This window comes from Pseudomonas monteilii NBRC 103158 = DSM 14164 (assembly GCF_000730605.1).
GTDB lineage: Bacteria > Pseudomonadota > Gammaproteobacteria > Pseudomonadales > Pseudomonadaceae > Aquipseudomonas > Aquipseudomonas monteilii.
Genome location: NZ_BBIS01000016.1, coordinates 21,831 through 35,519, shown reverse-complemented (window position 1 = coordinate 35,519; position 13,689 = coordinate 21,831). Strand labels below are relative to the sequence as shown.

14 protein-coding genes are annotated in these 13,689 nt (G+C 62.9%); 10 read left to right on the top strand and 4 right to left on the bottom strand.

The features are described from left to right. Positions 1–51: 51 nt before the first annotated feature. Positions 52–405, bottom strand: a complete 354-nt coding sequence (locus PM2_RS09745) for a hypothetical protein (RefSeq protein ID WP_016715532.1) — start codon at positions 403–405, stop codon at positions 52–54. A 190-nt stretch (positions 406–595) separates the two neighbouring features. Between PM2_RS09745 and PM2_RS09740 the strand changes: the two genes are divergently transcribed. Both PM2_RS09740 and PM2_RS09735 read left to right on the top strand, forming a co-directional pair. Further along, complete coding sequence (locus tag PM2_RS09740; RefSeq protein WP_016715531.1) at positions 596–1,894, top strand: serine protein kinase PrkA; 1,299 nt, start codon at positions 596–598, stop codon at positions 1,892–1,894. Next, positions 1,887–2,711 carry an MlaA family lipoprotein gene (locus PM2_RS09735; RefSeq protein ID WP_016715530.1) on the top strand — a complete coding sequence of 275 codons (825 nt, stop codon included), beginning with the start codon at positions 1,887–1,889 and terminating at the stop codon, positions 2,709–2,711. Before PM2_RS09740 ends, PM2_RS09735 begins: the two co-directional genes overlap by 8 nt. A gap of 54 nt (positions 2,712–2,765) precedes the next feature. Here the strand turns inward: PM2_RS09735 and PM2_RS09730 are convergent, their stop codons facing one another. Continuing rightward, the gene (locus PM2_RS09730; protein ID WP_016715529.1) at positions 2,766–3,914 is read right to left on the bottom strand and encodes a patatin-like phospholipase family protein; all 1,149 of its coding nucleotides are present in this window, start codon (positions 3,912–3,914) and stop codon (positions 2,766–2,768) included. Between the two features lie 25 nt (positions 3,915–3,939). Next, entirely contained in the window at positions 3,940–4,875 is a 936-nt protein-coding gene (locus PM2_RS09725; RefSeq protein WP_028698683.1) for a lipid A biosynthesis lauroyl acyltransferase, read from the bottom strand. A 111-nt stretch (positions 4,876–4,986) separates the two neighbouring features. Between PM2_RS09725 and minC the strand changes: the two genes are divergently transcribed. From minC to PM2_RS09695, 7 genes are all read left to right on the top strand, one after another. After that, on the top strand, positions 4,987–5,742 hold the full coding sequence (gene minC / locus PM2_RS09720) for a septum site-determining protein MinC (protein ID WP_016715527.1): 756 nt from the start codon (positions 4,987–4,989) through the stop codon (positions 5,740–5,742). A gap of 109 nt (positions 5,743–5,851) precedes the next feature. Next, positions 5,852–6,664, top strand: a complete 813-nt coding sequence (gene minD, locus PM2_RS09715; RefSeq protein WP_016715526.1) for a septum site-determining protein MinD — start codon at positions 5,852–5,854, stop codon at positions 6,662–6,664. A 3-nt stretch (positions 6,665–6,667) separates the two neighbouring features. Further along, the gene (gene minE / locus PM2_RS09710; RefSeq protein ID WP_003252572.1) at positions 6,668–6,922 is read left to right on the top strand and encodes a cell division topological specificity factor MinE; all 255 of its coding nucleotides are present in this window, start codon (positions 6,668–6,670) and stop codon (positions 6,920–6,922) included. A gap of 151 nt (positions 6,923–7,073) precedes the next feature. Continuing rightward, the gene (locus PM2_RS09705) at positions 7,074–7,709 is read left to right on the top strand and encodes an RluA family pseudouridine synthase (RefSeq protein ID WP_011532730.1); all 636 of its coding nucleotides are present in this window, start codon (positions 7,074–7,076) and stop codon (positions 7,707–7,709) included. Between the two features lie 81 nt (positions 7,710–7,790). Further along, entirely contained in the window at positions 7,791–9,080 is a 1,290-nt protein-coding gene (locus tag PM2_RS09700; protein WP_016715525.1) for a M18 family aminopeptidase, read from the top strand. Positions 9,081–9,206: 126 nt separating this feature from the next. Then, positions 9,207–9,374, top strand: a complete 168-nt coding sequence (locus tag PM2_RS31160; RefSeq protein ID WP_016715524.1) for a hypothetical protein — start codon at positions 9,207–9,209, stop codon at positions 9,372–9,374. 44 nt (positions 9,375–9,418) lie between these two features. Further along, positions 9,419–11,572 (top strand): mechanosensitive ion channel family protein, encoded by a 2,154-nt coding sequence (locus PM2_RS09695; protein WP_025754902.1) that lies wholly within the window; start codon positions 9,419–9,421, stop codon positions 11,570–11,572. A 3-nt stretch (positions 11,573–11,575) separates the two neighbouring features. Here PM2_RS09695 and PM2_RS09690 read toward each other — a convergent pair whose 3' ends face one another. Continuing rightward, positions 11,576–12,289: a UTRA domain-containing protein gene (locus PM2_RS09690; RefSeq protein ID WP_016715522.1), complete on the bottom strand. Its 714-nt coding sequence runs from the start codon at positions 12,287–12,289 to the stop codon at positions 11,576–11,578. A gap of 328 nt (positions 12,290–12,617) precedes the next feature. On the opposite strand from PM2_RS09690, the gene PM2_RS09685 reads away from it, so the two are divergent. After that, positions 12,618–13,676: an ABC transporter substrate-binding protein gene (locus PM2_RS09685; protein ID WP_016715521.1), complete on the top strand. Its 1,059-nt coding sequence runs from the start codon at positions 12,618–12,620 to the stop codon at positions 13,674–13,676. Positions 13,677–13,689 lie beyond the last annotated feature (13 nt).

The following is a 13,689-nucleotide window of genomic DNA, read 5'->3' as shown; positions in this document are numbered from 1 at the left end:
TTTCCGCCCCACCGCAGTACCCAAGGCATGCACCTTTGAGCCCCACCGCAATTACCGAACCAACCGCAACCCCGCCAGCACCAGCGCAAACACCGCAATGCTGGCGGTATACAACACCAGCGCTGGTACCGCAAAGACCAGGGCCAGCACCGCCAGCCACCCGCCGGTGCGGCCGGTCACCACCTGCGCCAACAGCGCAAGGCCCAGCCCAGACCAGGCCATCACCTGATGGTGAATGCCCAACCCCAACAACGACCGGACCTCACACTGCCAGTACGCCGCGGGTGTCGTGCACAACCCCACCCACTGCCCGTCCTCCATCAAGCCGTAACGCACGCCATAACTGGCCGCAAGCCACAGCCCCAGAAACAGCACAAGCAGCGCAGCCGGCAGCGTACGAGACATCCCGTTCTCCAATAGCGGTAATCGAAAGCATCCATGATCGCTTATGCCCCGATGTAAGGCAAAATCACAATCCTGCAGCTATGTTGCAGATAACAGGCACACCAAAGGCCACCGCGCCAGGCAACTTTGCCCGCGTTGATGTGGTCCTAGCCTGCACACCGCTCGACCTTGCGTTCTTTTGGGGGACTACATGCTTCGATCTTTGCGCCTCGCTGCCCTGCTCGGCAGCCTGCTCATGGCTGCGGCCGCTTCAGCGCGGGATATCGACGCCGCCAGCTACGGCTTCCCTTTGACCAACCCGTTCGAGGCAACCATCGCCACCACGCCGCCGGACCAGCGCCCTACCCTGCCCAGCGACGACGAAATCAACCAGTCCGACTACAGCCTCAACCTGCGCCCGGAGCGCGAGTTCACCCTGCCCGACAACTTCTGGGCAGTGAAAAAACTCAAGTACCGCCTGGCCCGCCAGGACCGCGAGGCGCCGCTGATCTTCATCATCGCGGGCACCGGCGCACCGTACACCAGCAGCATCAACGAATACCTGAAAAAGCTGTTCTACCAGGCCGGTTTCCACGTAGTGCAATTGTCGTCGCCCACCAGCTACGACTTCATGAGCGCCGCTTCGCGCTTTGCCACCCCCGGTGTCAGCAAGGACGACGCCGAAGACATGTACCGGGTGATGCAAGCCGTGCGCGCGCAACACCCACGCCTGCCAGTCAGTGACTTCTACCTCACCGGCTATAGCCTGGGTGCGCTGGATGCGGCCTTCGTCAGCCACCTGGACGAAACCCGCCGCAGCTTCAACTTCAAGCGCGTGCTGCTGTTGAACCCGCCGGTCAACCTGTACACCTCGATCAACAACCTGGACAAGCTGGTGCAAACCCAGGTCAAGGGCATCGACCGCAGCACCACCTTCTACGAGCTGATGTTGCAAAAGCTCACGCGCTACTTCCAGGACAAGGGCTACATCGACCTCAATGACGCCCTGCTGTACGACTTCCAGCAGTCGCGCCAGCACTTGTCCAATGAACAGATGGCCATGCTGATCGGCACCTCGTTCCGCTTCTCGGCGGCCGACATTGCCTTTACCTCCGACCTGATCAACCGCCGTGGCCTGATCATTCCGCCGAAGTTCCCGATCACCGAGGGCAGTAGCCTCACGCCGTTCTTCAAACGTGCCCTGCAGTGCGACTTCGACTGCTACATGACCGAGCAGGTGATCCCCATGTGGCGCGCCCGCACCGACGGCAACAGCATCCTGCAACTGGTCAACCAGGTGAGCCTGTATGCCCTGGAAGACTACCTGCGCAGCAGCGACAAGATTGCGGTGATGCACAACGCTGACGACGTCATCCTTGGCCCCGGCGATATCGGCTTCCTGCGCAAGGTGTTTGGTGACCGGCTGACCCTTTATCCCCATGGCGGCCATTGCGGCAACCTCAATTACCGCGTCAACAGTGACGCCATGCTGGAGTTCTTCCGTGGTTAACAAACTCCTCTTCGCCACTGCCCTGCTTGCCGCCGGCCACGCGCTGGCCGCCGAAACCGCCCCACGGGCCAGCGTGGTCGAAGCCGACCCTCAGGTGACTGCCGCACCGCTGGCGCCCGAAGCAGACGGCTTTCTGGACCCGCTGCGCGAGTTGAAATTCAACCCCGGGCTGGACCAGCGCGAGTTCGAGCGCTCTACCCTGGAGGCGCTGAACGTGTACGACCCGCTGGAGTCGATCAACCGGCGCATCTACCACTTCAACTACCGCCTGGACCAATGGGTGCTGCTGCCGCTGGTGAGTGGCTACCAGTACGTCACCCCGCGCTTCGTGCGTACCGGGGTGAGCAACTTCTTCAACAACATCGGTGATGTGCCGAACCTGTTCAACAGCGTACTGCAGCTGAAAGCCAAGCGTTCGGCGGAGATCACGGCGCGGCTGATGTTCAACACCATCATTGGTGTGGGTGGGCTATGGGACCCGGCGACCAGCATGGGCCTGCCGCGCCAGAGCGAAGACTTCGGCCAGACCCTGGGGTTCTATGGTGTGCCAGACGGGCCGTACCTGATGCTGCCGGTGCTGGGGCCATCGAACCTGCGCGATACCACCGGGCTGGTGGTCGACTATGCGGGCGAGCAGGCCATCAACTACCTGAATGTGGCCGAAGCCAGCACCGACCACCCGGAAATCTTTGCCTTGCAGGTGGTGGACAAGCGCTATACCACCAAATTCCGCTATGGGCAGCTGAACTCGCCGTTCGAGTATGAAAAGGTGCGGTATGTGTATACCCAGGCGCGCAAGTTGCAGATAGCCGAGTAAACCTGTGCCGGCCCTTTCGCGGGTTCACCCGCGAAAGGGCCAGTGCAGGCAACATCAAACCCCCAAGAACTGACACAACTCCCGCTTCTTGGCCAGAGCATCCCGCCGCCCCAGCTCGATCAGCTCACTGCAATAGCTCGCCTCGAACAGCAAATAGCTCAACACCCCCGCCCCGCTGGTCCGCGTCGCCCCCGGCCCACGCAGGAACAAGCGCAACGCCGCCGGCAGCTCACGCCGGTGCCGCGCGGCAATCTCGTCCAGCGGCTGGCTGGGCGCCACCACCAGTACGTCGATCGGCGCCAGCCCCAGGCGACGGGCGTCCAGGTGCGCCGGCAACAGCCGGCTCAGGTGGTTGAGCCGCTGCAGCAGTTCGATATCGTCTTCCAGGCTGTCAATGAACGTGCTGTTGAGCATGTGCCCGCCAATCTGTGCCAGGCTCGGCTGCTGCCCGCTGAACACCCGCTGGGTCGGCAACGGTGGTGCCGGCCGCTGCGGGTTGCCGCTGACCCCGACCACCAGCACCCGGCTGGCGCCCAGGTGCAAGGCCGGGCTGATGGGCGCCGACTGGCGTACTGCGCCGTCGCCGTAAAACTCGTCGCCCAGTTGCACCGGAGCAAACAGCAGCGGAATTGCCGCGCTGGCCAGCAGGTGGTCGATGGTCAGCTGCGTGGGTAGGCCGATGCGGCGATGGCGCAGCCAGGCCTCGATGCTGCCACGGCCCTGGTAGAAGGTGACCGCCTGACCAGACTCGTAGCCAAAGGCAGTGATTGCCACGGCGCGCAACTGCTCGGCGGCCAGGGAATGGCCAATGCCGTCCAGGTTCAGGTGTGCTTCCAGCAAGCCTCGCAATGGACTGCTGTCCAGCAGCGCCACGGGTGCCGGGCCACCAATACCTAGCAGGTTGTGGCTAACGAAGCGACTGGCCTGGCGCACCACGCCGGGCCAGTCGCTGCGAATGACCTGGTGGCTGCGAAAGTTCTGCCAGAAGGTGGTAAGCCGTTGCACCGCATCGTTGAAGTGAGTGGCACCGCTGGCCAGGGTAACCGCGTTGATGGCCCCGGCAGACGTGCCGACGATGACCGGAAAGGGGTTGTGCGCACCGGCAGGCAGCAACTCGGCGATGCCGGCCAGTACGCCAACCTGATAGGCAGCGCGGGCGCCACCGCCAGAAAGGATAAGACCGGTTACCGGAGGTGGGGCCATGGCATCCTTCCTGGTTCAGCTGTTTTCAGCGCTTTTTCTTGTCATACAACCGCGGCGCACCCTCAGGCCGCGACTTGAACCGGCGGTGCGCCCACAAGTATTGCTCAGGGCACTCGCGCAACACACTTTCAACCCACTGGTTGATGCGCAGGCAATCAGCCTCTTCACTCTCGCCAGGGAAGTCTTCCAACGGCGGGTGGATCACCAGCCGATAGCCGCTGCCATCCTCCAGGCGCTTCTGGGTGAACGGAATCACCTTTGCCTTGCCCAGCCGGGCAAACTTGGTAGTGGCGGTTACCGTCGCTGCCGGGATACCGAACAGCGGCACGAAGATGCTTTGCTTGGCGCCGTAGTCCTGATCCGGTGCGTACCAGATCGCGCGGCCCGAACGCAGCAGCTTGAGCATGCCGCGCACGTCCTCGCGCTCCACCGCCAGCGAGTCGAGGTTATGCCGCTCACGCCCACTGCGCTGGATGAAGTCGAACAGCGCATTGCCATGTTCGCGGTACATACCGTCGATGGTGTGCTGCTGGCCCAGCAGCGCCGCGCCGATTTCCAGCGTGGTGAAGTGCACCGCCATCAGGATCGCGCCCTGCCCCGCCTGCTGGGCGGCCTGCAGATGCTCCAGCCCTTCGACATGGGCCAGGCGCGCCAGCCTCGCCTTGGGCCACCACCAGCTCATGGCCATTTCGAAGAAGGCGATACCGGTGGACGCAAAATTGGCCTTGAGCAAACGCTGCCGTTCGTCGACCGACAGCTCCGGGAAACACAGCTCCAGGTTGCGTGCGGCAATGCGCCGACGCTCACCGGCAAAGTGATACATCACGGCACCCAACCCGGCACCGATTTTCAACAGCACCCGGTACGGCAACTGGACCACCAGCCACAGCAGGCCCAGGCCCAGCCACAGGCCCCAGAACTTAGGGTGAAGGTAATAGGGACGAAAACGCGGGCGTTCCATTGAAGCATCCGGAAAGACAAGGGCCGCGCATTCTACAACGGATCAGTGCATGTTGCGGGCAACCGGTGTTCTCGTTATAAGTCAGGGCACTTTTTTCGCAACAAGCCGTCTATGCAGACCATGAGCCCAAACCACACACCCGACACCACCTCCGTGTTCCAGCTCAAGGGCAGCATGCTCGCCATTACCGTACTGGAACTGGCGCGCAATGACCTTGAAGCCCTCGACCGCCAGCTGGCGGCCAAAGTCGCCCAGGCACCGAATTTCTTCAGCAACACGCCGCTGGTGCTGGCGCTGGACAAACTGCCAGCCGACGAAGGGGCAATCGACCTGCCCGGCTTGATGCGGATCTGCCGCCACCACGGCTTGCGTACCCTGGCCATCCGCGCCAACCGCATCGAGGACATCGCCGCCGCCATCGCCATCGACCTGCCGGTACTGCCGCCTTCCGGCGCCCGCGAGCGGCCACTGGAGCCAGAGCCCGAGGTTGTCAGGAAGCCCGAGCCGGCACCACCACCGGCACCGGAACCCGAAGTGCGCCCGACCCGCATCATTACCTCGCCGGTACGCGGCGGCCAGCAGATCTACGCCCAAGGTGGCGATCTGATCGTTACCGCTTCGGTCAGCCCGGGTGCGGAACTTCTGGCCGATGGCAACATCCATGTGTACGGCGCCATGCGCGGCCGCGCCCTGGCCGGCATCAAAGGTAACACCAAGGCGCGTATCTTCTGCCAGCAGATGACCGCCGAAATGGTCTCCATCGCCGGCCAGTACAAGGTCTGCGAAGACCTGCGCCGCGACCCGCTGTGGGGCACAGGCGTGCAAGTCAGCCTGTCTGGTGACGTGTTGAACATCACCCGTCTTTAACGGATACTTGCCAGCATTTTTAGAGCAACTTTTTTACCGTTGCCGTTATTTAAGCTATTTCAGTTATTTGCAGGGACCCGTGTCCCGACTATTTTAGGGGTGAAACACCTTGGCCAAGATTCTCGTGGTTACTTCCGGCAAGGGGGGTGTGGGCAAGACCACCACCAGCGCCGCCATTGGTACCGGCCTCGCACTGCGTGGCCACAAGACCGTCATCGTCGACTTCGACGTGGGCCTGCGTAACCTCGACCTGATCATGGGCTGCGAGCGCCGCGTGGTGTACGACTTCGTCAACGTGGTCAACGGCGAAGCCAACCTGCAACAGGCCCTGATCAAGGACAAGCGCCTCGAGAACCTGTACGTGCTGGCCGCCAGCCAGACCCGTGACAAGGACGCGCTGACCCAGGAAGGCGTTGAAAAGGTGCTGATGGAGCTGAAGAAAGACTTCGACTTCGTCATCTGCGACTCGCCAGCTGGTATCGAGAAAGGCGCGCACCTGGCCATGTACTTCGCCGACGAAGCCATCGTGGTCACCAACCCGGAAGTGTCCTCGGTACGTGACTCCGACCGCATGCTGGGCATCCTGTCGAGCAAGTCGCGCCGCTCCGAAAACGGCGAAGAGCCGATCAAGGAACACCTGCTGATCACCCGCTACCACCCCGAGCGCGTGGAAAAGGGCGAAATGCTGAGCATCGCCGACGTCGAAGAAATCCTGGCGATCAAGCTCAAGGGCGTGATCCCCGAGTCCCAGGCTGTGCTGAAGGCTTCCAACCAGGGTATCCCGGTCATCCTCGACGACCAGAGCGATGCCGGCCAGGCCTACAGCGACACCGTCGACCGTCTGCTGGGCAAAGAGAAGCCCCTGCGGTTCATCGAAGTGCCGAAGCAAGGATTCTTCGCGCGCCTGTTTGGAGGCAAGTAAACCATGAACCTTTTTGACTTCTTTCGTGGCAGACAGAAACAGACCAGCGCGTCGGTAGCGAAAGAGCGTCTACAGATCATCGTGGCGCATGAGCGCGGCCAACGCAGCGAACCGGACTACCTGCCGGCGCTGCAGAAAGAACTGCTGGAAGTCATCCGCAAGTATGTGAACATCGGCAACGATGACGTGCATATCGAGCTGGAAAACCAGGGCAGCTGCTCGATTCTGGAGCTGAACATCACCCTGCCGGATCGCTGATCTGGCTGAAAGCCGGGGCTGCTTCGCAGCCCATTCGCGGCACAAGGCCGCTCCTACAAGGGATCGCGTCCCCCTGTAGGAGCGGCCTTGTGCCGCGAATGGGCCGCAAAGCGGCCCCGCTTTTTTCTCCCGATTTAATAGAGACCAAGCAATGCCGCTGTCCAACATCCAGATCCTGCACGAAGACGCCGCCATCCTGGTGATCAACAAACCGACCCTGCTGCTGTCGGTGCCCGGCCGCGCCGAAGACAACAAGGACTGCCTGATCACCCGCCTGCAGGAAAACGGCTACCCCGATGCGCTGATCGTGCACCGCCTGGACTGGGAAACCTCCGGCATCATCCTGCTGGCCCGCGATGCCGACAGCCACCGCGAGCTGTCCCGCCAGTTTCACGACCGCGAAACCGAAAAGGCCTACACCGCGTTGTGCTGGGGCCAACCGGCGCTGGACAGCGGCAGCATCGACCTGCCACTGCGCTACGACCCGCCAACCAAGCCACGGCATGTGGTGGACCACGAGCAGGGCAAGCATGCGCTGACTTTCTGGCGCATCGTCGAGCGCTGTGGCGATTACTGCCGGGTGGAATTGACGCCGATTACCGGGCGTTCGCACCAGCTGCGCGTGCACATGCTGTCGATCGGGCATCCGCTGCTGGGTGACCGGCTGTATGCCAACCCCGAGGCGCTGGCCGCGCATGAGCGGCTGTGCCTGCATGCATCCATGCTGAGCTTTACCCACCCAGTGTCCGGGGAGCGGTTGAAGTTCGAGTGCCCTGCCCCCTTCTGACTAGGGGTTGGCCGCGAAGAGGCAGACACAAATTGTCGACTTAATACGCTAAACTCGCGCCACTGCTGTCTGGAGTGAGCTATGCGCGACGCACTGAATTCTGGCCTTATCGACTTCCTCAAGGCCTCCCCCACGCCCTTCCACGCCACCGCCAGCCTGGCCCAGCGCCTGGAAGCGGCCGGCTACCAGCGCCTGGACGAGCGTGACAGCTGGGCCACCGTGCCTGGCGGCCGCTATTACGTCACCCGTAACGACTCCTCGATCATCGCCATCAAGCTGGGCAAGCAAGCCCCCCTGCTGAACGGCATCCGCATGGTCGGCGCCCACACCGACAGCCCGTGCCTGCGGGTCAAACCGCAGCCCGAGCTGCAGCGCCAGGGCTTCCTGCAACTGGGTGTCGAGGTGTATGGCGGTGCCCTGCTGGCGCCGTGGTTCGACCGCGACCTGTCGCTGGCCGGGCGCGTCACCTACCGCCGTGACGGCAAGGTTGAAAGCCAGCTGATCGACTTCAAGCTGCCGATCGCGATCATCCCCAACCTGGCCATTCACCTGAACCGCACCGCCAATGAAGGCTGGGCCATCAACCCGCAGAACGAGCTACCGCCCATCCTCGCCCAGGTGGCCGGAGACGAGCGCATCGACTTCCGCGCCCTGCTCACCGAGCAACTGGCCCGCGAGCACGAGCTGATCGCCGACGTGGTGCTGGATTACGAGCTGAGCTTCTACGACACCCAGGATGCTGCACTGGTCGGCCTGAACGGCGACTTCATCGCCGGCGCCCGCCTGGACAACCTGCTGTCGTGCTACGCCGGCCTGCAAGCCTTGCTGGCCGCCGACAGTGATGAAACCTGCGTGCTGGTGTGCAACGACCACGAAGAAGTCGGCAGCTGCTCGGCCTGCGGCGCCGATGGCCCGATGCTGGAGCAGACCCTGCAGCGCCTGCTGCCGGATGGCGACGCCTACGTGCGCACCATTCAGCGCTCGCTGATGGTGTCGGCGGACAACGCCCACGGCGTGCACCCCAACTACGCCGACAAGCACGACGGCAACCACGGGCCCAAGCTGAACGCTGGGCCTGTGATCAAGGTGAACAACAACCAGCGCTACGCCACCAACAGCGAAACCGCCGGGTTCTTCCGCCACCTGTGCATGGCCGAGGAAGTGCCAGTGCAGAGCTTTGTGGTGCGCAGCGACATGGGCTGTGGTTCGACCATCGGGCCGATTACCGCCAGCCACCTGGGTGTGCGCACGGTGGACATCGGGCTGCCGACCTTTGCCATGCATTCGATTCGTGAACTGTGCGGCAGCCATGACCTGGCGCACCTGGTGAAGGTGCTGACTGCCTTCTACCGTAGCCGCGAGTTGCCTTGATCTAGACAGGTCCGGCCTCTTCGCGGGTTTATCCGCGAAAGGGCCGGACCTGCTCAAGGTCAATCCCGCCTCGCTTGCCAAGCGCTATGCTTGATACATGGCCCCACTGCAAAAGGATTGCTGTCCATGTCCCCGTTTCTGTCCCTGTTCGTGCCGGTGTTCCTGTTCCTGATGCTGCTGACCATCGGCTTCAGCATGCGCGAACGCAATATCGGTGTACTGATGATGTGGATCGGCACCTTGGGTATCTTCGGCCTCACCTGCTGGAAGATCCTTGAGAAACTGCCGTCATAAACCTCTACACTCGGTCAATCGTTTGACCTGAGGTAGATTTGCCAGTGCCTGCCCTCCTGCGTTACCTGTTCCTGCTGCTGTTGCTGTTCATCACCCCGGTACAGGCGGCGGGCCTGCCTGGCCTGCTGGGTGGCAGTGCGCCTGCGCAACCGGAGGCCACCGAGCCGCTGGGCAAGTCGCTGGACGAGGTGATCAAGAACCTCGAAAACGACCAACAGCGGGCCAAGCTGCTGGCCGACCTGAAAAAGCTGCGCGACGCGACCAGACAGTCGCAACCCAGCGTCGAACAGGGCGTACTCGGGCTGATCGGCGGCGCCCTGCATGACTTCGAAAAACAGTTCAGCGGCGACGCCAGCCCGTTCCACCGCTGGGCGGCGGAAATCGAACAGGCCCAGGCGGAACTGACCGAACTGATGGTGCCGGTGCACCAGTGGCCAGCCATCCTGTTCGGCTTTGCCGCCGTCATTGCCGTGTGGAGTGTGCTGGCCTATGCCTTCAACTGGGTCGGCCACCGGATACGCCTGCGCTTTGGCCTGAGCGAAGAACTGCCGCAGCACCCTCGCACCTGGGACCTGGTGCGCTTTGCCTTGCGCAAGCTTGGCCCATGGCTGGTGGCGCTGGTATTCACCGTTTACCTGAGCTTCGTGCTGCCGCCGTCGCTGGGCAAATCGCTGGCCATGGTGCTGGCCTACGCGCTGGTCGTGGGCACTTGCTTCTCGGCCATCTGCGTCATCGCCTTCTCGCTGCTGGACGGCCCGCACCGCCACCGCGCCCTGCACATCCTGCGGCGCCAGGCGTTCCGCCCGTTGTGGCTGATCGGCAGCTTCGCTGCGTTTGGCGAGGCCATGAGCGACCCGCGCATGCTGGTTGCACTGGGTACCCACCTGGCCCATGCCTTGGCCACCTTGGCCAACGTCATCGCTGCGCTGTGCACCGGGCTGTTCATCCTGCGCTTTCGCCGCCCCATCGCCCACCTGATCCGCAACCAGCCGCTGTCGCGGCGCCTGACCCGGCGCACCCTGAGCGACACCATCGAGATTCTCGGCAGCTTCTGGTTCATTCCGGCACTGATTCTGGTGGCCATTTCGCTGTTTGCCACCTTCGTCTCGGCGGGCGACACCAGCACCGCCCTGCGCCAGTCACTGATGTGCACGGTGCTGGTGGTGGTGTGCATGGTGCTGAACGGCCTGGTACGCCGCCATGCGGCCAACCCCAAACGTGCCAACAAGCGCCAGGCCGTGTATGCCGAGCGCCTGCGCAACTTTGGCTACCTGCTGGTACACCTGTTCATCTGGCTGGTATTCATCGAGCTGGGCCTGCGCGTGTGGGGCCTGTCGATGATCAGCTTCGCAGAGGGCGACGGCCACGACATCAGCCTGCGCCTGCTGGGCCTTGCCGGCACACTGATCGTCGCCTGGCTGGTGTGGATCCTTGCAGACACCGCCGTGCACCATGCCCTGGTGCGCTCGCGCCGGGGCCTGGCCAACGCCCGTGCGCAAACCATGATGCCGTTGATCCGCAACGTGATGTTCGTGGTCATCTTCATCATCGCGGTGATCGTCGCCCTGGCCAACATGGGCATGAACGTCACCCCGCTCCTGGCCGGTGCCGGTGTGATCGGCCTGGCCATCGGTTTTGGCGCACAGTCGCTGGTGGCGGACCTGATCACCGGGCTGTTCATCATCATCGAGGACTCGCTGGCCATCGACGACTACGTGGACGTGGGCGGGCACCTGGGCACGGTGGAGGGGCTGACCATTCGTACCGTGCGCCTGCGGGACATTGACGGCATCGTGCATACCATCCCGTTCAGCGAGATCAAGAGCATCAAGAACTACTCGCGGGAGTTTGGCTATGCGATTTTCCGCGTGGCGATTCCGCACAGCATGAACATCGACCAGGCGATCACGCTGATTCGGGAAGTGGGGCAAAAACTGCGCAATGACCCGCTGATGCGCCGCAACATCTGGTCGCCACTGGAACTGCAAGGGGTGGAGAGTTTCGAGTCGGGGTCGGCGATCTTGCGGGCGCGGTTCAAGACGGCGCCGATCAAGCAGTGGGAAGTGTCGCGGGCCTTCAACCTGGCGCTGAAGCGGCAGCTGGATGAGGCAGGGCTGGACTTGGCGACACCACGGTTGTCGGTGCAGGTGGTGACTGCGGGTGGTGGTGGAATGGCGCAATCCGGCGCCTCCAGCTAGGGCCTACCCCACCACGGCACGAATGCGGATGGCATCATGCCGCCAATACTCCAGGTCACAGTCGATCAGATGCCCATGCTGGTCGCTGTTGACGCGGGTGATGTGCAGCCCCGGGCTGCCCGTCGACACCTTCAACGCCCCCGCCGCCTCTACCGGCAACGCCGTCGGCAGGATCTCGAAGCACACCTGCCCGTACCGGATGCCATACACCCGCCCATATATCTCGGTAAGCGATTGCGCCAGGTCCTGTTCGAGAATCCCCGGAAAGTAACGGGGGTTGAGGTAATGCTCGGCATACAGCACCGCCCGCCCATCGATCCGCCGTAACCGGCAGATACGCACCACACTGGACAAGGCCGGAAGCTGCAAGCGGGCACAGATGGCCGCCGAGGCTGGCTGCAAGCGCGCCGACAGCAGCTCGGTACTGGCCACCCGCCCCTGGTCGCGCACCATGGCATGGAAGTGACTGCGTTCGATCAGGTCGTAGGTCAGCCGCTCGGGCGCAACGAACCAGCCGCGGCGTTCTTCACGGTAGATCAGGCCTTGGGCCTCCAGCTGCGCCAGTGCCTCACGCAGGGTGATCCGCGTCGTGTCGAACACCTCACTGAGTTTGCGCTCGGCCGGCAGCTTGCCCCCCGGGGCCAGCAGGCCGTGCTCAATCTGCTCCTGCAGGGCATGGCAGATGGCTGTTACCGCACGCGGTGGCATCGACTGCATCAAAGGTTACCTATCTGGACTAGTCCAGCCCCAGAACAGGGCACTTGGAGAATAGTGCAAGCCTAGGCAGGGCTGATGAACATCCCGTGACAACGCTGCAACCGTGCTGTTGCCAGAATCGGGCCAGCCCAGCAAAACCGGGGGGTCACCATGGTCTACGCTGTAGAGCCAAGGGCCTTTGACACGCTGAGCGCGCCCTTCCCTACATCAAACTGTCACGCAAGCGGCCTACCTTGGCTCAAGGTTTGCTGACCTAGACCAAAGGTTCCAGGCAACGGCTTCACTCATAACAACGATCGTAAAAAGGCACCCACCCAAGGAGCTACGGATGAAAAAGTTGTTCATGGCGTCACTGCTCGGTTCGGCCATCGCGTTCTGCACCTCGGCCATGGCCGCGGACCTCAAGGCCCTGGAAGACGCCGCCCGCAAGGAAGGCACCGTCAACAGCGTGGGCATGCCCGATGCCTGGGCCAACTGGAAAGGCACCTGGGAAGACCTGGCCAGCAAGTACGGCCTCAAGCACAGCGACACCGACATGAGCTCGGCGCAGGAAATCGCCAAGTTCGAAGCCGAGAAGGACAACGCCAGCGCCGACATCGGCGACGTGGGTGCCGCCTTCGGCCCCATCGCCGTGACCAAGGGCGTCAGCCAGCCGTACAAGCCCAGCACCTGGGACCAGGTACCGGAATGGGCCAAAGACAAGGACGGCCACTGGGCGCTGGCCTATACCGGCACCATTGCGTTCATCATCAACAAGGACCTGGTGAAGGAAGGCGAACGCCCAACCTCCTGGCATGACCTGGAAAAAGGCAAGTACAAGGTGGCCATCGGTGACGTCGGCACCGCCGCACAAGCCGCCAACGGTGTACTGGCTGCGGCCATTGCTTACAAGGGCGACGAAACCAACGTGGCCCCGGGCCTGCAGCTGTTCACCAAACTGGCCCAGCAGAAGCGCCTGTCGCTGGCCAACCCGACCATCCAGACCATCGAGAAAGGCGAGGTCGAGGTCGGCGTGGTGTGGGACTTCAACGGCCTGAGCTACCGCGAGCAGATCGACCCCAAGCGTTTCGAAGTGCTGATCCCGTCGGACGGTACGGTGATCTCCGGCTATACCACCATCATCAACAAGTACGCCAAGCACCCCAATGCAGCCAAGCTGACGCGTGAATACATCTTCAGCGATGCCGGGCAGATCAACCTGGCCAAGGGGCATGCCCGGCCGATCCGTGCCGAGCACCTGACGCTGCCGGCGGATGTGCAGGCCAAGTTGCTGCCGAACGAGCAGTACAAGGCGGCTCAGCCGATCAAGAATGCCGAAGCCTGGGAAGCCACCTCGAAGAAACTGCCGCAGATGTGGCAGGAGCAAGTGATCATCGAGATGGAGTAAAAGGCCAGCTTTT

Bases quoted from the DNA above. Each gene is read 5' to 3' on its own strand.
- PM2_RS09725 (WP_028698683.1), bottom strand. From the start codon at position 4,875: ATGGAACGCCCGCGTTTTCGTCCCTATTACCTTCACCCTAAGTTCTGG.
- minC (WP_016715527.1), top strand. From the start codon at position 4,987: ATGCAGACCATGAGCCCAAACCACACACCCGACACCACCTCCGTGTTC.
- PM2_RS31160 (WP_016715524.1), top strand. From the start codon at position 9,207: ATGTCCCCGTTTCTGTCCCTGTTCGTGCCGGTGTTCCTGTTCCTGATG.
- PM2_RS09705 (WP_011532730.1), top strand. From the start codon at position 7,074: ATGCCGCTGTCCAACATCCAGATCCTGCACGAAGACGCCGCCATCCTG.
- PM2_RS09685 (WP_016715521.1), top strand. From the start codon at position 12,618: ATGAAAAAGTTGTTCATGGCGTCACTGCTCGGTTCGGCCATCGCGTTC.
- PM2_RS09700 (WP_016715525.1), top strand. From the start codon at position 7,791: ATGCGCGACGCACTGAATTCTGGCCTTATCGACTTCCTCAAGGCCTCC.
- PM2_RS09745 (WP_016715532.1), bottom strand. From the start codon at position 405: ATGTCTCGTACGCTGCCGGCTGCGCTGCTTGTGCTGTTTCTGGGGCTG.
- PM2_RS09730 (WP_016715529.1), bottom strand. From the start codon at position 3,914: ATGGCCCCACCTCCGGTAACCGGTCTTATCCTTTCTGGCGGTGGCGCC.
- PM2_RS09690 (WP_016715522.1), bottom strand. From the start codon at position 12,289: ATGCAGTCGATGCCACCGCGTGCGGTAACAGCCATCTGCCATGCCCTG.
- minE (WP_003252572.1), top strand. From the start codon at position 6,668: ATGAACCTTTTTGACTTCTTTCGTGGCAGACAGAAACAGACCAGCGCG.
- PM2_RS09740 (WP_016715531.1), top strand. From the start codon at position 596: ATGCTTCGATCTTTGCGCCTCGCTGCCCTGCTCGGCAGCCTGCTCATG.